Below are 16,379 nucleotides of genomic sequence, written 5' to 3'. Positions count from 1 at the left end.
TTATTTTTATAGAATATTATTTTTTTCTCTCACTTTACATTACTAAAAAGAACAGAAAACAAAAAAATCAACCAAACGGTTGATTTTTTATCTTCTACTATAATGCGCCGTATCAATACCACGCTGCGTTAACCAATGATATGTTTCGCCCTTTACAACAAGAGGTACAGCCTGTAACTCTTCTATCGTCTTCGCACCAAGAGCTGTCATAATAAATTTCAAATCTGTATGTAAAAGATCAATTTCATCCACTAACTTCTCAATACCATCTTGCATTAAAATACGTAAAAAGTAACCAGCAAACGCAGTTGTATTCGCCCCTAATGCGATTGCTTTCGCTACGTCAAGCGCTGTTTGTATACCCCCAGATGCAATAAAAGAGAGGTTATTATTTGTAGAGGTTGCTTCAATAATCGAGGTTGCTGTTTGTATGCCCCAGTTATTAAAATAAGAAAGCATTCGCTGTCTTCTTTCATTTTCAACAGCAGCAAAATTCGTACCACCTTGTCCGCCAATATCAATTGCCGTTACACCTACGCTCGCTAACTGCTGCACGGTTTCCTTACTCATCCCAAATCCAACTTCTTTTACAATGACAGGAACTTTACTATTTAAAACAATTTTCTCAATGCGCTGAAGTACACCAGTAAAGTCACGGTCTCCTTCTGGCATCGTTAACTCTTGTATGACATTTAAATGAATTTGCAATGCATTCGCTTCAATCATATCAACGGCACGCTCTGCCTGTTCGATAGTTGCCTCACTACCTAAATTAGCAAAGAAAATACCTTTTGGGTTTACTTTTCTAATAATCTTATAAGAAGCAGCCTCACTTTCATCTTTTAACGCCGCCATTTGCGAACCTACAGCCATAGCAAGATTATGATGTTTCGCTACATATGCTAATTGCTCATTAATATGTAACGTTTTCTCTCCTCCACCACCAGTCATCGCATTGATAAAAATCGGCGAACTTAGTGAAAGTTCGCCGATTTTTGTTTCACATGTTATTGTGTCATAACTTGAATTTGGCAAACCTTGATGCACAAAATCAATATCATGAAAGCCATGCGTACGAGACTGACCAGTAGAAAGAGCGTATTCAATATGATCTAATTTACGTTTTGCCCTTACCACTTGTACCCCTCTTTATTTCTTTAATTTTTTCAGTTGTTCACCAATAATATCACTTAATTGGAAAGTAGCAGAATCAGCATTCGGTTCATACTGACTGTAATCTTCAATTACATTATTTTCCTCAAGCGCTTCTTTTATACTTAAAGAAATACGTTTCTCTGCTACATGGACTTCAAGCACTTTCACTTTTACTTCTTGTCCCATTTCCAATACTTCACTTGGATTTTTCACGTGACGATTTGCAATTTGAGATACGTGCACAAGACCTTCAACGCCAGGTAAAACTTCAACGAATGCACCGAATGTAACAAGACGTTTTACTACTCCCTCACAAATATCTCCAGCTTTTAGTTCGCCAGCCACATTTTCCCAAGGTCCTGGTTGAGCTGCTTTAATTGATAAAGAAATACGTTGTGTATCAGCATCAACAGATAACACCTTTACCTTTACCTTTTGCCCTTGCTCTAATACTTCAGAAGGTTGCTCTACACGTTCGTGTGAAATTTGTGAAATATGAACTAAACCGTCCACACCACCAACATTTACGAAAGCACCAAAATCAGTTAATCGTTGTACCGTTCCTTCAACAACGTCGCCTTCTTTTAATGAAGAGATTGCTTCTTTTTTCTTAGAATCTAGCTCCAATTCTACCACTGCTTTATGCGAAAGGATTACACGATTTTTTTCGCGGTCTAATTCAACAATTTTCACGGCTAATGTTTTGCCTTTATAGTCAGTAAAATCTTCTACATAATGTACTTCTACAAGTGAAGCTGGGATAAAACCACGAACACCAAGGTCCACAACTAATCCACCATTCACGATATCTTTTACAGTCACATCAAATACATGCCCAGAAGTAAATTTCTCTTGTAATTCTACCCATGCCTTTTCTGCATCAACAGCACGTTTAGATAAGACAAGATCATTCTCTTCTAATTTAATAACCTTTAATTCTAGTGTTTGATCTAATTCTACTACATCGCTTGCTTTTTCAATATGAACGTTAGCTAATTCACTAATTGGAATTACGCCATCTGTTTTGTATCCAACATTTACAAGCACTTGTTTCTCTTCAACCTTTGTTACAGAACCTGTAACAACGTCACCAACTTGTAATTCTTTTGAATCCATAACTTCTTCATTCATTTTCTCTACCATGGAAATACCTCCCTACAGAATTGACAAAGCATTTTTTATGTATATACGAAATGAAAACGAATGTTTTCATTTGCATGTTTAAGAATTTATCATCACATACTCAGTTTTCATACTTTTCACTAGAAAATATATTAAACCTATATAAATAGTATACAGCAAAATCATCTTGAAGAAAGTATGTTTTGAAATATAATAGCGAATATATTCTGAAAGTTTTATCCCTCTTTTACTAACTTCTTACAAATCCGATCATTTGTCAAGGAAAGAGGTTCACAATTCACGTATCCTTTACATTTCTATACAAACAAAAAAAGAAAGAGGCTATCCCCTTTCTTTATTTCGCAAACACTCCTGAAACAATACTCATAATTTTTTGGACAACTTCTTCAATTGATAAAGAAGTTGTATCTAATTCCAATGCATCATCAGCTTTTTTTAGAGGAGAAACTTCGCGTTCTGAATCTAATTTATCACGCTGAGCAATTTCTTCTTTTAACTGCTCTAAATTAGAATCGAAACCTTTATTCATATTTTCTAAATGTCTTCTTTCTGCTCTTTCTTCAACAGAAGCAAGCATAAAGATCTTCACTTCAGCATCTGGTAACACATGTGTACCAATATCACGGCCATCCATTACAACGCCGCCTTTTTCCGCTAACTCTTGTTGACGACGTACCATTTCTTCACGAACAAGGCGATGTTTCGCTACAATAGATACTCGATTCGTCACATCAGGTGTACGAATTACTTCAGAAACATCTTGTCCATTTAAAAATACAAGTTGTGTATTTTCTCCTTGTTGAAACTCAATATTCACATTTTTTACAACTTCCATTAACTGCTCTTCATTTTCAATGTCCACTTTTTGCTCAAGGGCTGCATATGTAATCGCACGATACATTGCGCCTGTATCAATATAAACGTAAGAAAGTTTCTTCGCTACTACTTTCGCAACTGTACTTTTTCCAGCAGCTGCTGGACCATCTATAGCAATTGAAATTCGTTTATCCATTGTAACACCTCATTTTTTCACTTATAAAACAAAACGAAAAGCAGGCATTCTCCTGCTTCTTCTCATTTGCTTCACGTCATTAAATCCTCAATTATTGTAGCATAATCCTTCATAGAAGAAAATGAAAACTACCTATTCACCTGTAAGGTTTCTACTTTGTCTTTTACCATGACACCTTCATAATAAACAATTTTAGATAAATATTTCACTGATGACTTATGTATAAATAACAATTGCACAACCGAAAGACAAATGAATTGTATTACTAATATACGAATAATAATTTGCTCCACCTTTTTCAACGTAATTGCTCCCTCCTATCCTATATTTACACTTTCCGTTTCGTGGTTTTACACATCGTACATATAGCAGCTAACTTTATTGTCATTTTCGAGGCATACTTTTATACATTTCCATTGTCGAATTTACTCAAAACATGTTATGTTCTAAATGTATTTTTTTACTTGAAAGGGGTATAAGCATTGAAAAGAATCCTAGTTTTACACACAGGTGGAACAATTGCAATGGAGGAAGATAAAGAAACTGGGGTCGTACAACCAGGTGAAAAAAATCCTCTTTTAAAATTTATTCCTGATTTAGAAGGCGATGTTGATTTAATCGTTGAAGACGTGTTCCATCTACCATCTCCTCATATGACACCGAGCGAAATGTTACAATTACAAGTCATCATCGATGAAAGAGTAAAACAAGACAACATTCATGGCGTAGTCATTACGCATGGTACGGATACATTAGAAGAAACAGCCTATTTCTTAGATTTAACAGTACAGGCCACTATTCCAATCGTTGTAACAGGCGCAATGCGTTCTAGTAATGAATTAGGTGCTGATGGTCTATATAACTTCTTATCGGCTGTAAAAGTCGCTAGCTGTAGTGAAGCAGCTGAAAAAGGTGTTCTAGTCGTATTAAACGACGAAATTCATTGCGCTACAAATGTAACGAAAACACATACAAGTAACGTGGCAACATTCCAGAGTCCACAGTATGGACCAATTGGTATGGTAACAAAGCGCGGCGTTGTATTCCATCACGCTTTAGTACATCACGAAACATATTCAGTAAATAAAGTTTCTAAAAACGTAGTTGTTCTAAAAGCATACGCTGGTATGGACGATACATTATTAGCAGCAATCGAAAACCTTCCAGTAGACGGGATTGTTATTGAAGCACTTGGACAAGGTAATTTACCTCCAAGAACACTTCCTAGTCTAGAACGATTAATAAACAAAGGAATTCCTGTCGTATTAGTTTCTCGTTGTTTCAACGGCATCGTTCAAGATGTATATTCATATGAAGGTGGCGGCAAACAATTAAAAGATATGGGTATTGTATTCACATACGGTTTAAATGCTCAAAAAGCACGCATTAAATTATTAGTTGCATTAGAGAATACAAATTCTCATGAATCAATCCAAAATATGTTTATGCACGATTAAAAAAGAAGCTGTCGAAATTTATTTCGACAGCTTCTTTTTACATTTCTCTCATTGCAATGGTTTGCGCAATCGCATCTCCATGAAATCGACCGTTCTCAATAAATATTTCATTTGCATTATTTCCAGCAGCAATTACACCTGCAATGAAAATATTTTCAGCGTTCGTTTCCATTGTATCTTCTGTATAAATCGGGCGTCCTGTTTCCTCATCAATCCGAACCCCCATCTTCGTTAAGAAACTATGATCAGGATGGTAACCAGTCATCGCAAATACAAAATCATTTTGGATTGTATTTGCCTCATCATCAACTGTAAACGTTAATGTATGTTCAGTAACTTCTTTCACGTGAGCCCCGAAATGCATTTGAATTGTGCCGCTTCGTACTAATGCCTCAAACTCCGGCAAAATCCAAGGCTTAATGCTCGGAGAGTACTCACTTCCGCGATATAAAACTGTTACACGCGCACCGGCTTTAACAAGTTCTAACGCCGCATCTACACTCGAGTTTTTCCCACCTATAACTACTACATCTCGATCAAAATAAGGATGTCCCTCTTTAAAATAGTGAGCTACTTTCTTCAATTCCTCACCTGGAACATTCATATAATTTGGATTGTCATAATATCCAGTTGCTACAACAATATATTTCGCTATATATATTTCTTTACTTCCGTCACGCTTTGTCGTTTCAACTTGAAAAACGTCTCCATCCTTTTGAACTTTCTCCACTCGTTCAAAAGCATTTACACGTACAGATTTACGCTTTACTACTTCACGATAATACGCAAGCGCTTGATTTCGAACAGGCTTACGATTTTCTGTAATAAAAGCTACATCACCAATTTCTAATTTTTCACTAGAAGAGAAAAATGTTTGATGAGTTGGATAATTATAAATCGCATTTACAATGTTTCCTTTTTCAATTACTAACGGGTTTATCCCTACCTTTTGCAACGAAATTGCTGCTGCTAATCCGCACGGACCGCCTCCAATTATGATAGCTGTTTCTTTCTGCATACTCAGCTCACTCCTAGTCTTCTACCAATACGCTATTTATAAAAACAAGAAAAAACCTACTTACAGCAGTAGGCACCTATCTTTATTGTATTCATTTTTCATATATTTGTCATCTAAACGAAACGTACATCCGATAGACATCTGCTAAAAACTGCTGAAATTTAATACCTTGTTTCCCTAATACATTTTCAGGATCAATCTTTCTAGCTGGGTCAAGTGTTTTATGTGATACGATATCTTTTTTCGGATTCAAGCCGAAGTTTTGACATAAATACGCATGATACCACGTAAAACGGGTATATGCTTCCCAAAAGTTAACATCACCGCCATAACAAAGTTCCACTCCAATGGCAGCCTTATTGGCATCATAACCATATAAGTCATTATCTGTCGGCACACCATATCGAACATGATAGGCTACTTCATTTATAGGAACAATTTCCAATATTGTTTTATCATCTATAAATGTATGTGCCGAAGCTTTCGGTTGTATTTCATTAAAGTAATCCCGATTCCCTATCGCATTGCTACCAGGGTTCCCCGTATCATGACTTACAATAAATCTTACTTTAGAAAGAGGAATTCCCGGTCGTGAACTTCCATACCCAATATAGTTACGCTCTATAGGAAACATCGCCATTACTACCAACTCCCAATTCAGAAGATTACCTTACTTCTTTATATATGTATTCGGTAGCAATGTCCTTATCGCATATTTCTTACGCGAAGAGAAAATCGAAAATATTTGATGTGAATACCATAAATAATAAAATACTTACAGCAACTCCATAAAAACCGTAAAACCAAACACAATCTTCTTTCGTATCTAAACCGAAAAATTTATTTACTGATTGTAATAATGTGCCACGCTTACTTTGTTTGTTTCTTAATACTTCCACTCGTTCTACAACATCTGCTGGCATCATAAATCTTTGGTCTACTGTCATTTTCATCATTTATCTCTCCTTAAAATCATTTCCGTTTTGTTTATCTAAGGAAAGTATAGCACATTTGTTCGTGTAGAACAAGCGTTCTTTTTTATTTTTATTTTATTTTTCAACAAACCAATTAATAATTACCAATATAACAGCGATAATTGGTCCTACTATAACTGCACCAAATATTAAAAACAGCAGTCCTTCCCCGAACACCCGAACGATACTTGTTTTTGGGGCTTTCGTCGTTCTCGCGAGTTCTCCCTCTAACCTCTTAACTTTTTCTTCTAATTGTTCTACTCGTTCCATCATTTCATTTTCCATATACACCACCTCATTCTTATATTTCAACAAAAAAACGTGATTCCCTCGAAAGGAATCACGTTTTCTCATAATATAATATTATACCCAACCTCTGAAGCGACTTGCTTCAGCCATTTTACGAACACCAACCATATACGCCGCTAAGCGCATGTTCACTTTACGAACTTGTGCTGTTTCATAAATAGAATCAAATGATCTTACCATTACTTTTTCTAAACGTTGTTCTACTTCTTCTTCAGTCCAGTAGTAACCTTGGTTATTTTGTACCCACTCAAAGTAAGATACTGTTACACCACCAGCACTTGCTAATACGTCTGGAACAAGTAAAATGCCGCGATCTGTTAAAATTTTAGTTGCTTCTAATGTTGTTGGACCATTTGCAGCTTCAACAACGATTTTCGCTTTAATATTGTTAGCATTTTCTTCTGTAATTTGGTTCTCAATTGCAGCCGGAACTAAAATGTCGCAATCAAGCTCTAACAATTCTTTGTTTGAAATTGTATTATTAAATAGTTTTGTTACTGTACCGAAGCTATCACGACGGTCCAATAAATAATCAATATCTAATCCGTTTGGATCATGCAATGCACCGTAAGCATCCGAGATTGCAATAACTTTCGCGCCTGCATCATGCATAAATTTAGCTAAGAAGCTTCCAGCGTTACCGAATCCTTGAACAACAACGCGTGCACCTTTAATATCAATGTCGCGTTTTTTCGCAGCTTCACGAATACAAATTGTTACACCTTTCGCCGTTGCTGTTTCACGTCCATGTGATCCACCTAATACAAGTGGCTTACCTGTAATAAATCCTGGTGAATTAAATTCATCGATACGGCTATACTCATCCATCATCCATGCCATAATCTGAGAGTTTGTGAATACATCTGGAGCTGGAATGTCTTTTGTCGGTCCTACGATTTGGCTAATTGCTCGTACATAACCGCGGCTTAATCTTTCTAACTCACGGAATGACATTTCACGTGGGTCACAAATAATTCCACCTTTACCTCCACCGTATGGTAAATCAACAATACCACACTTTAAACTCATCCAGATTGAAAGTGCTTTCACTTCATTTTCTGTTACATTAGGATGGAAGCGAATTCCACCTTTCGTTGGACCAACAGCATCATTATGTTGTGCACGATATCCTGTAAATATTTTAACAGTCCCGTCATCCATACGAACTGGTATTTTCACTGTCATCATACGAATTGGTTCTTTTAATAATTCATATACTTCGTTTGGATAACCCAATTTTTCTAATGCTTCACTAATAACAATTTGTGTCGAATTCAATAATTCAAAATGTTGTTCCCTTTGTTGTTGTGTTTTTGTTTGAGTTCCCTTTTCGGCTACCATAGTAAGTAAACCCCCTGTAATTTCACTTGTTTAGTAAACCTTCATTGCCTAGTATACACCGTTAAATTTGGAATGCAATAGAAAACGCTAACAAATATATACAAACTATTTTCTGTTGCAAGCGTTTTCACTATCATTATAGTCCTTTTATCACTTTTAGAAAAGTAAAATACTTAAATATTTAAATATTTTTTATTTTACTTATATACAACACCTTAAGAAGATACTTTTAAGCAAAAAACGCCCCGGTATTTATGATTCCCACTTTACCATTGATCGTTTTGACATTTTCAGACCAATATTTTAGATTTTTCCAAATAAAAAACAAAACCTTAGCTTTGTTATATTAGCTGAGGTTTTGTTTTTTCACAAAGTAATTGTGTATTTGTTCAATTGCTTGAGAAGCCATTAATTCTTTACCATACTCCATTAGACGATAAATAGTTGCTGTAGACGGATTACCATATTCCGCTAAAATAGCTATAAAATCTGCCTTCAGTAATTGAACTTGCTCCTCTTCTTCCATCCAAAGATAGAAACGACCATCCCACGTATATAGTTTTCCGCCAGTTACATCAAGGTTATATAAACGATTCGACAGGTTAATTACATCATCTAGTGTAGCAAACTCATAAAGTATATGCTCGCTTTCATCTAGAGTCACTTGCATTTCAATAAACTCGTCACGGAACTCATCATCTGTATCCACATCTTGATGTTCTTTCGTTACAATTACGACCATTCCTTGCGCTTGTAGAGAAAATACTTCAACTGCAATCGGACCATCCGCTTCAAATCCTAGTTCCTTATTTGCTTCCTGCATCATATCACGAAATAATTGCTGTACTTTCGGTGCATTTCTCCACAAATCTTCTTTCGTTAATCCTCGTTCAGATAAATCATCAAATGTTAAGAAAATTTTTATCTTATTGTAATTTAATCGTTCCAGCCTCATCTCATACCCTCCCTACGTAACCAATGAATATAATTTTTATTATATGAAATAGAAAATAGATGGTTCTTTTCGAACAACTATTCTAACATTTTTAACCAATCATCCCATTCTTCTTTCGTATCACCAATTAGGCGTGTTTGAATGTTCAACTGATCTTGAGCACTTATTTCTCCTATAAACCCAACCGAAAGGTTCTCATTTTTTTCTTGCAACAAATTCATGTCGTCCATCACGTTCTTAAGTTCTCGTCCGTCAGCAAAAGAGACTACTACATATGTAGGTTGTATTTGCTCAGCAGCTAACAAAATACCATCTTCCGCTAAGCTTGACCTAATATATATCACCTCATATCCCTTTAAGCGTAAATACGTTGAGAAAACAAACCCTTTCAACATATTATTTTCTAACACGACAACTTTGTGTATAGAAGAAAATGATGATGCATTATGATACACCATTCCTAGTCGAGTTTGTAAAAATGATGCGACATATTGAAATTGCATCAATGTAACTTCATTATTATTTTTTAACGTTAACAATTTATTTGACACTTGAAGAACAATACTTGCTATAACTTTTTCTGTTGCATAAATACTAAAAGCCTCGTTTAACAATGCAGAAGTTGTAATTTCATCAAATTTTAACAAAGCTTGTAGTAAGTCGTCCACTAAAACAACTTCTCTATCGAAATGTATTTCTTTTTGAACACTACGCTGCAAACGATTCCCTTCTAATAATTGAACTGCTTGTCCAATCATCATGCCAGAAGAAACCTTGTCCATTAACCATTTCAAAACTTCAATATGCTCTTCTGTATATAATCGATGTCCCGCATGATTCCGCTTTGGGGCAACAATTTGATATCGTCTCTCCCATGCACGAAGCGTACTCGGCTGAATTCCAATTATATTCGAAACAGCTTTTATGTTATATTTCCCGTTTAGAGTTGGCATCATTTCCCTCCGCATAACGTAATAATATGTGTTTGAGCAGGTGCTCGGAAGCGAAGTGGAATCAACGTTGTTCCATACCCATTACTAACAAAAAGAGTCATATTTGAATGCTTATATACGCCACCTTTTAAATGTTTTTTAGATGGGAATAATCGAATCTGTCCCCCATGTGTATGTCCACTTAAAACAAGTGAAATTTGTTCTTCTCCAGACATTTTATTTATTATATCAGGGTTATGGCTAATTAATATGCGAAAACCATCTTCTTTGCAATCAGCCAAAGCCAAATCTAAACGATCACGTTTTAAACCAACATCATCTACACCAAGTAAACAAATTTTTTCTCCTCGTTCAGACTCAAATACAACTCTTGTATTATCTAAAACTTTCACATTATTTTCTAATAACAAAGCATCTAATTCATGATATTCAATCTCATAATCATTATTTCCCCATACAAAATATACAGGAGCTATCTCTCTTAACTTTTGTATATTTGCGGAGATTTTTGATAAAGGGACGCCTCTTTCCGCTAAATCACCACCAATAATTACAAGGTCTACTTTTCCTTTTACTTGTTCAATTAACGAACTTGAAATGACCCTTCTATGAATATCAGAAATAAAAAACACCTTTACTTCTTGAAAACTTTCCGGAAATTCTTCAAATATTAAAGTATGTTCTAACACAGTATTACGCATCGCTTCTGTATACATTACAAGAAGAAATATAATACCAATACATATGAGAGTACTTAATAAGATAATCCATATCATATATTTTTTACTCCCCTCCTCATAAAGAGAATCCTCAATTTATATAGTAGGTATGTTACTAGCTATCCTGCTTTGCGGAATTATCTTTTATCGGAATTTTTAATTCTTGACCTATATTCACTTCATCTTCTTGTAAATCATTATACTTTTTAATCACTTCGATCCCAGTTTCATCTGAAAAATATTGCTTCGCTATACTTTCTAAAGTTTCTCCCTCTTTCACCGTATGCGTTACTACTTTCTCAGATGGTGCCCCGGATTCAGATTTAGCTGAATCAAAGAAAATGACCTCAAACGCACTTTTCCCAGCGTTATTACCATCACTTTTCACCTGAATATATTTATCTGTATACCATAAGATACTAATTGGTAGTAATATGAATAGAAATGTTAAAACTCGGACGAAAATATGATTCATTTTAAACTTTTCTTTTTTCTCTTTATTTCTATGAATTTCACTACGCGGCGGTAAACTTTCTTTTTCTTCCACTCGCTCAACTTCTAATTCCTCTTCAAAATCAGGAATTCGTTTTCTCATGTTGTTCACCACCACCTTCCATTTATTTTCTTAATTGGAGTCCCATTATAAAATCAACAAGAAAGTGTGCAAAGATTGTTATAAACAAATTTCCTGTCCATTCAAATACATAACCAAAGACAAAACTAATGAAACAGACGAAACAAAACAAAAATGGCTTTTTTATATACCGAATATGTAATACTGCAAATACTAAACTCGCTATTACAATTCCAAAGTGAGTCTGCACTACACCTCTAAATAGAAATTCTTCTGCAAAACCGATAATGAACGTAATAACGAGTAGATGCATAACTGACATTCCTTGAAACATTCTATCGTTAATACCACCATCATCAAACCAAGACTCTGGAAATACTCGCATTGCAACATAATCTAATAACACAATACCAATCGCTAATAAGCCACCTATTATAAGTATAGACACCGGTTCCCATTTCCACAGACTATACACCGATTTTATATCTCGGAATAATATATATGCTAGTAAACAACCGATACCGATAATAATGAACTGTGTGATATACAGGTTCAGCCTTATTTCTTTCGGACTCATATCTTCAATATTATGCCTTTGAATGTTCATCATTCCCCCATCTTTTCTAGACCGAAAAGCTTTTGTAACTCTGTTTCCCAATTATAGTCGAAATCCGATTGTTGCGCTTGTCTTTTTTTATAATCTGTTTTTGTAATACCACAATAGTCACAGCAATTTTTTAACTCGTTCTCTTTTCTATAACCGAACTGTTGCAGCAAATATTCACGTCTACATCCTTTCACTTGCATCCATGATTTCATGTTTTCTAGCTCACTATATTTATTACGCAGCCTTATTTCTACTTCAGCTATTAATCTGTTCATAATTTCATCTGACAAGCTCTTTAATTTTAATTTTCGCTGTTGTATGATTCCAAGTTTCTCAAGATGATAGCGGATGAAACGCCAATATTGTTCATTAAATCTTGCTGCATTATAACAAATTTCTTCTACCTCTTCTATTGGTAATTCTTTCGTTTGAAACATTCTTTCTTGTAGTAAAGAAAATAAAAATTGTATTTGCGACTGACTTGGCAATTCATCTTCAATTATTGAAATTGGCAAATCATGATCTAACGGACTACATAGTAAGATAGCTATACTCGGTTCACCATCTCTTCCAGCTCTTCCGATTTCTTGTAAATAGGAAGCTATATTAGTCGGATAATGGAAATGAATAATATAGCTCGTATTCGACTTATTTACTCCCATACCAAAAGCACTTGTACATATTACAAGCTGCAACTGGTCATTCATAAACTGTTGTTGAATTAACATACGCTCTTCATGTTCCATACCACCATGATAAAAAGCGACACCAGTCACGCCTTTTCCTCTTAAATATTCCGTTAAACGTTCTGTCCACGCTCTACTTGAACAATATACAATTCCTGGCCCTTGTAAATACATCACCTGATCCAAAAGCGCTTCTTTCTTCTCCTCTATCGTCTCCACAAATTGTACTTCCATTGCAATATTTGGACGATCAATAGAGTATACATGCTGCGTCACTTTCTTCAAATCTAAACTCTCCGCTATATCTCGTAGCACATCTTTCGTCGCTGTTGCCGTTAATGCTAGCACCGTAGGAGACCCGATATTCTCAATGACTACATTTAGTTTTTTATAATCCGGTCTAAAATCATAACCCCATTGTGAAATACAATGAGCCTCATCCACAACAAATAATGAAATATGAACTTTCTTCAATTCTCTTATTAACACTTCCGACTGCAACATCTCTGGTGATACAAAAATAAATTTATATGAAGCTAATTTTTTCATCGCTTCTCTTTTTTCATGTAATGTCCGAAAACTATTAAATGCTATTACTCGGTTTTTCACAACATATTTTAATTGTGTAACCTGATCCTCCATCAAAGATAATAATGGTGATACAACCAGTACTGTTCCTTCTTGCATTAGCCCTGGAAGTTGATAGCACATAGACTTCCCTCTTCCAGTCGGGAGCATTGCTATAACATCTTTTCCTTCTAATAAATCTGTAATTACCCCTTTTTGCCCTGGTCGAAATTCAGAATATCCAAACCATCTATATAAATATTCCTCAAGCTTCATTTATACCCTCCATCCGCGCCAATACAAGACGGACCTCAAAATAAGAAATCCCCTCTCCAACCGCTTGTTTCAACTCACGCAACTTACGTGTTTGTAATGCTTCAATTACTTTTGTTACTTTATCTATTTTATCTTTTTCCATAAACATCTCGATTGAAAACTCTTTTTCCCGCAACGCAATTTCAACAAAATGATCTTCTATCGTTGCTACCTTTAAATTTCTAATTGTCGCTATTTCTTCTAAAGAACGTCCTTGTCTCCAAAAATTATATGTTTTTTTCGTTGATAAACTAAATAATTCAGCTCTCTCATTTGGGTAAGATATAATTTCCGCTAACAGCGGAAATTCATTTTCTTTATCGCGAACTTCTTGTATAAAGAAGTGAATTGTACCCCAAAATAAAAAATACACCCGAAATATATCTTGTTTCGTAATTTCCGCTAATTGCTGCAATGTACAACCGATACGTTCATATCCTGTTAATCGATATGTTACAATTGTCGCTTCTACCACATCACCTTTTCCTAAAAGATTATGTATTTCTTTCCATAATCTTTTAGCCAATTCATTTCTCCTATACGGTATACCTGTTAAAAAGCGTTTCACCCACACCGTTATTTCTGTATCTTGTTGAATAGGAATAAACTTTGTATTATTCTGTTGTAAATTAGATATAGTTTGAATAATTAATGATACTCTTTTCCAAAATGTTTCACCTAATTCTCCATAGTGCAAACCATGTAAATGCGCGGGAAAAGCATACACTTCCTCCCATGTTTGTAACTGCATTTTACCTTTAGATGTTAACAAATATGTATTTTCATGTATTTCTTGAATCAAATCTGCTTGCAACAACTTTGCAACTTCACGATCATAATCTGTTCTATTTAACGATTTATATATTCCAAACAAAAAAGAAATTCGGAACATATTTCCATCTTGTAACGTTTGTGAAGATCGTTTTCCTTTTAATAAATAATAAATAGAAGAAACGGTCCTTTCACCATTCAATTGTTTTAAACAATACAATACAGTATATTGTAGTTGCATTACCGCTTCCACCTTTCAATCTAACTTAGTTACTTTTTAATATGATTGCACGATTAAACTTATCATATCGGCACTATGTACTTGTATATAGTATATTGTACCAAACGAAATAACATTTACGTATTTTGAAAATCTTGTGACATAATGCAAAAATTAGTTGACACTCTAATTGATAAGGATTATCATTATAATTTTATGTTGAAAAGTTTTAAAAACCGTTTTACAATAAGGTTATAATTTTTATGGCGAGCTTTTCACATACATATTATCAGGAGGGAAAAAAGATGGCAAAATATACAATCGTTGATAAAGATACTTGTATCGCATGTGGTGCTTGCGGCGCTGCTGCACCAGACATTTATGATTATGATGATGAAGGTATTGCATTTGTAACGTTAGACGATAACCAAGGTATCGTTGAAATTCCAGATGTATTAATTGAAGATATGATGGATGCATTCGAAGGTTGTCCAACTGACTCAATTAAAGTTGCTGACGAATCATTCGACGGCGACTCTTTAAAATTCGAATAGTTTTTTATTAACTTCAAAAAATATCCCTCATTAATATGAGGGATATTTTTTGTTTTCTATTTTCATTCTATTTAATAAAAAACCATTAGTAGTTCCATACTACTAATGGTTTTATTTTATATTTTATGCATTTTTCATTTTTGCAAACACCCATACTTTCAGGCGTGAGAATAACGCTACAAATACAATTGTCACAACAATTCCTTTAATCAAATTAAATGGTAAGATTGCCGTTACAACCGTTGTTCTTATAGCCTCGCTAGACATAGCTGGTGAATTTAAAAACCAAGTGTAAGCTGGGAATATAATGATGTAATTTAATACACTCATGATGAGCGCCATTGTAATTGTCCCTAGCATTAATCCTGTCGTTAAACTCTTAACAGTACGATACTTTCTAAATAAGAAAGCTGCCGGTCCAATAAATAAACATCCTGCAATAAAGTTGGCAATTTCTCCAACTGGTACTCCCGTTAAACTCCCTTGAATCCCGTAATGTAAAATATTCTTTATCGCCTCTACAATTATCCCTGCAACTGGTCCAAAAATAATCGCAGCAATTAAAGCTGGTACATCACTAAAATCAATTTTTAAAAATGGCGGAAGCCCTGGAAACGGGAAATCCAACATCATCAGTAAATATGCAATACTACTTAGCATCGCTACACTCACCATCTGCACTACACTGTTTTTTTGTTTCATCTTTCTCTCTCCTTTTCCATCGATCTTCTCATGGAAAGTGGAAAGGTTCTGCTATGCCTACTTTTTCATAGAACGAAAAAACCCTTTGTGTTTTACACAAAGGGAGAATTTAAGGCACATCAAACAGACGTTCAAATCGATATCTTTTTTGAACGCTTGAACCTCCATCTTCTCCCATCCAGACTATACTGTCGGCTTTGGAATCACACCAAATCCTGCCTTAACGGCTCGCGGGCTTAGAACAAAATCACATATAGTTCATCACCGCCGGTCGGGATTTTCACCCTGCCCCGAAGATAGACCGATATTCTATTTTCCACTTCATTATACAACAACATGATCGTGTT

General features: G+C 35.0%; 19 protein-coding genes and 1 riboswitch. Of the genes, 2 read left to right on the top strand and 17 right to left on the bottom strand.

The window, feature by feature from the left end; genetic code table 11:
• Positions 1 to 87 precede the first annotated feature (87 nt).
• The 4 genes from MHB74_RS07800 to MHB74_RS07785 form a co-directional block, all read right to left on the bottom strand.
• Positions 88 to 1,137, bottom strand: coding sequence for a type 2 isopentenyl-diphosphate Delta-isomerase (locus tag MHB74_RS07800; protein WP_061677812.1), 1,050 nt, complete (start codon positions 1,135 to 1,137; stop codon positions 88 to 90).
• Positions 1,138 to 1,149: 12 nt separating this feature from the next.
• Positions 1,150 to 2,298 (bottom strand): 30S ribosomal protein S1, encoded by a 1,149-nt coding sequence (rpsA, locus tag MHB74_RS07795; RefSeq protein ID WP_061677813.1) that lies wholly within the window; start codon positions 2,296 to 2,298, stop codon positions 1,150 to 1,152.
• 334 nt (positions 2,299 to 2,632) lie between these two features.
• Positions 2,633 to 3,310 carry a (d)CMP kinase gene (cmk, locus tag MHB74_RS07790; RefSeq protein WP_000361261.1) on the bottom strand — a complete coding sequence of 226 codons (678 nt, stop codon included), beginning with the start codon at positions 3,308 to 3,310 and terminating at the stop codon, positions 2,633 to 2,635.
• 128 nt (positions 3,311 to 3,438) lie between these two features.
• Positions 3,439 to 3,612, bottom strand: coding sequence for a YpfB family protein (locus MHB74_RS07785; protein ID WP_081110211.1), 174 nt, complete (start codon positions 3,610 to 3,612; stop codon positions 3,439 to 3,441).
• A 180-nt stretch (positions 3,613 to 3,792) separates the two neighbouring features.
• Here MHB74_RS07785 and ansA point away from each other — a divergent pair, with 180 nt between their 5' ends.
• On the top strand, positions 3,793 to 4,767 hold the full coding sequence (gene ansA, locus MHB74_RS07780) for an asparaginase (protein WP_081110212.1): 975 nt from the start codon (positions 3,793 to 3,795) through the stop codon (positions 4,765 to 4,767).
• Between the two features lie 37 nt (positions 4,768 to 4,804).
• Here the strand turns inward: ansA and MHB74_RS07775 are convergent, their stop codons facing one another.
• The 12 genes from MHB74_RS07775 to MHB74_RS07720 form a co-directional block, all read right to left on the bottom strand.
• Positions 4,805 to 5,785 (bottom strand): YpdA family putative bacillithiol disulfide reductase, encoded by a 981-nt coding sequence (locus MHB74_RS07775; RefSeq protein ID WP_061677814.1) that lies wholly within the window; start codon positions 5,783 to 5,785, stop codon positions 4,805 to 4,807.
• A 109-nt stretch (positions 5,786 to 5,894) separates the two neighbouring features.
• Entirely contained in the window at positions 5,895 to 6,425 is a 531-nt protein-coding gene (locus tag MHB74_RS07770; protein ID WP_001240648.1) for a peptidoglycan recognition protein family protein, read from the bottom strand.
• A 79-nt stretch (positions 6,426 to 6,504) separates the two neighbouring features.
• The gene (locus MHB74_RS07765; protein WP_001983018.1) at positions 6,505 to 6,741 is read right to left on the bottom strand and encodes a DUF3961 domain-containing protein; all 237 of its coding nucleotides are present in this window, start codon (positions 6,739 to 6,741) and stop codon (positions 6,505 to 6,507) included.
• 93 nt (positions 6,742 to 6,834) lie between these two features.
• Complete coding sequence (locus tag MHB74_RS07760) at positions 6,835 to 7,044, bottom strand: hypothetical protein (RefSeq protein ID WP_061677815.1); 210 nt, start codon at positions 7,042 to 7,044, stop codon at positions 6,835 to 6,837.
• 78 nt (positions 7,045 to 7,122) lie between these two features.
• A complete protein-coding gene (gene gudB / locus MHB74_RS07755) occupies positions 7,123 to 8,409 on the bottom strand; it encodes an NAD-specific glutamate dehydrogenase (RefSeq protein ID WP_000225171.1) in 1,287 nt (428 codons plus the stop codon).
• Between the two features lie 346 nt (positions 8,410 to 8,755).
• Complete coding sequence (locus MHB74_RS07750) at positions 8,756 to 9,364, bottom strand: genetic competence negative regulator (RefSeq protein ID WP_001235391.1); 609 nt, start codon at positions 9,362 to 9,364, stop codon at positions 8,756 to 8,758.
• A 77-nt stretch (positions 9,365 to 9,441) separates the two neighbouring features.
• Positions 9,442 to 10,317, bottom strand: a complete 876-nt coding sequence (locus MHB74_RS07745) for a MerR family transcriptional regulator (protein ID WP_061677816.1) — start codon at positions 10,315 to 10,317, stop codon at positions 9,442 to 9,444.
• A complete protein-coding gene (locus MHB74_RS07740) occupies positions 10,317 to 11,093 on the bottom strand; it encodes a metallophosphoesterase (protein ID WP_061677817.1) in 777 nt (258 codons plus the stop codon). The genes MHB74_RS07745 and MHB74_RS07740 overlap by 1 nt, the downstream gene beginning before the upstream one ends.
• A gap of 58 nt (positions 11,094 to 11,151) precedes the next feature.
• Positions 11,152 to 11,631, bottom strand: a complete 480-nt coding sequence (locus MHB74_RS07735; protein WP_061677818.1) for a LysM peptidoglycan-binding domain-containing protein — start codon at positions 11,629 to 11,631, stop codon at positions 11,152 to 11,154.
• Positions 11,632 to 11,653: 22 nt separating this feature from the next.
• Positions 11,654 to 12,217 (bottom strand): CPBP family intramembrane glutamic endopeptidase, encoded by a 564-nt coding sequence (locus MHB74_RS07730; protein WP_061677819.1) that lies wholly within the window; start codon positions 12,215 to 12,217, stop codon positions 11,654 to 11,656.
• The gene (locus MHB74_RS07725) at positions 12,217 to 13,746 is read right to left on the bottom strand and encodes a RecQ family ATP-dependent DNA helicase (protein WP_061677820.1); all 1,530 of its coding nucleotides are present in this window, start codon (positions 13,744 to 13,746) and stop codon (positions 12,217 to 12,219) included. Before MHB74_RS07725 ends, MHB74_RS07730 begins: the two co-directional genes overlap by 1 nt.
• Complete coding sequence (locus MHB74_RS07720) at positions 13,736 to 14,797, bottom strand: helix-turn-helix domain-containing protein (RefSeq protein ID WP_061677821.1); 1,062 nt, start codon at positions 14,795 to 14,797, stop codon at positions 13,736 to 13,738. The genes MHB74_RS07725 and MHB74_RS07720 overlap by 11 nt, the downstream gene beginning before the upstream one ends.
• 284 nt (positions 14,798 to 15,081) lie before the next feature.
• On the opposite strand from MHB74_RS07720, the gene MHB74_RS07715 reads away from it, so the two are divergent.
• Positions 15,082 to 15,330, top strand: coding sequence for a ferredoxin (locus tag MHB74_RS07715; RefSeq protein ID WP_001151994.1), 249 nt, complete (start codon positions 15,082 to 15,084; stop codon positions 15,328 to 15,330).
• Positions 15,331 to 15,453: 123 nt separating this feature from the next.
• Here the strand turns inward: MHB74_RS07715 and MHB74_RS07710 are convergent, their stop codons facing one another.
• Positions 15,454 to 16,032: an ECF transporter S component gene (locus MHB74_RS07710; RefSeq protein WP_000810851.1), complete on the bottom strand. Its 579-nt coding sequence runs from the start codon at positions 16,030 to 16,032 to the stop codon at positions 15,454 to 15,456.
• Positions 16,033 to 16,194: 162 nt separating this feature from the next.
• Positions 16,195 to 16,334: riboswitch (FMN riboswitch) on the bottom strand.
• Positions 16,335 to 16,379: the final 45 nt, after the last annotated feature.

Source organism: Bacillus sp. FSL K6-0069, from assembly GCF_038007785.1.
In the GTDB taxonomy this organism is placed as follows: Bacteria; Bacillota; Bacilli; order Bacillales; family Bacillaceae_G; genus Bacillus_A; species Bacillus_A mobilis.
Note: the sequence above shows the minus strand (reverse complement) of the source record. Positions and strands in the feature narration are given on the sequence as shown.

Bases quoted from the DNA above. Each gene is read 5' to 3' on its own strand.
- rpsA (WP_061677813.1), bottom strand. From the start codon at position 2,298: ATGGTAGAGAAAATGAATGAAGAAGTTATGGATTCAAAAGAATTACAA.
- MHB74_RS07725 (WP_061677820.1), bottom strand. From the start codon at position 13,746: ATGAAGCTTGAGGAATATTTATATAGATGGTTTGGATATTCTGAATTT.
- MHB74_RS07730 (WP_061677819.1), bottom strand. From the start codon at position 12,217: ATGAACATTCAAAGGCATAATATTGAAGATATGAGTCCGAAAGAAATA.
- cmk (WP_000361261.1), bottom strand. From the start codon at position 3,310: ATGGATAAACGAATTTCAATTGCTATAGATGGTCCAGCAGCTGCTGGA.
- MHB74_RS07770 (WP_001240648.1), bottom strand. From the start codon at position 6,425: ATGGCGATGTTTCCTATAGAGCGTAACTATATTGGGTATGGAAGTTCA.
- MHB74_RS07765 (WP_001983018.1), bottom strand. From the start codon at position 6,741: ATGATGAAAATGACAGTAGACCAAAGATTTATGATGCCAGCAGATGTT.
- MHB74_RS07745 (WP_061677816.1), bottom strand. From the start codon at position 10,317: ATGCCAACTCTAAACGGGAAATATAACATAAAAGCTGTTTCGAATATA.
- MHB74_RS07720 (WP_061677821.1), bottom strand. From the start codon at position 14,797: ATGCAACTACAATATACTGTATTGTATTGTTTAAAACAATTGAATGGT.
- MHB74_RS07735 (WP_061677818.1), bottom strand. From the start codon at position 11,631: ATGAGAAAACGAATTCCTGATTTTGAAGAGGAATTAGAAGTTGAGCGA.
- MHB74_RS07715 (WP_001151994.1), top strand. From the start codon at position 15,082: ATGGCAAAATATACAATCGTTGATAAAGATACTTGTATCGCATGTGGT.
- MHB74_RS07740 (WP_061677817.1), bottom strand. From the start codon at position 11,093: ATGATATGGATTATCTTATTAAGTACTCTCATATGTATTGGTATTATA.
- MHB74_RS07760 (WP_061677815.1), bottom strand. From the start codon at position 7,044: ATGGAAAATGAAATGATGGAACGAGTAGAACAATTAGAAGAAAAAGTT.
- MHB74_RS07750 (WP_001235391.1), bottom strand. From the start codon at position 9,364: ATGAGGCTGGAACGATTAAATTACAATAAGATAAAAATTTTCTTAACA.
- MHB74_RS07710 (WP_000810851.1), bottom strand. From the start codon at position 16,032: ATGAAACAAAAAAACAGTGTAGTGCAGATGGTGAGTGTAGCGATGCTA.
- MHB74_RS07775 (WP_061677814.1), bottom strand. From the start codon at position 5,785: ATGCAGAAAGAAACAGCTATCATAATTGGAGGCGGTCCGTGCGGATTA.
- gudB (WP_000225171.1), bottom strand. From the start codon at position 8,409: ATGGTAGCCGAAAAGGGAACTCAAACAAAAACACAACAACAAAGGGAA.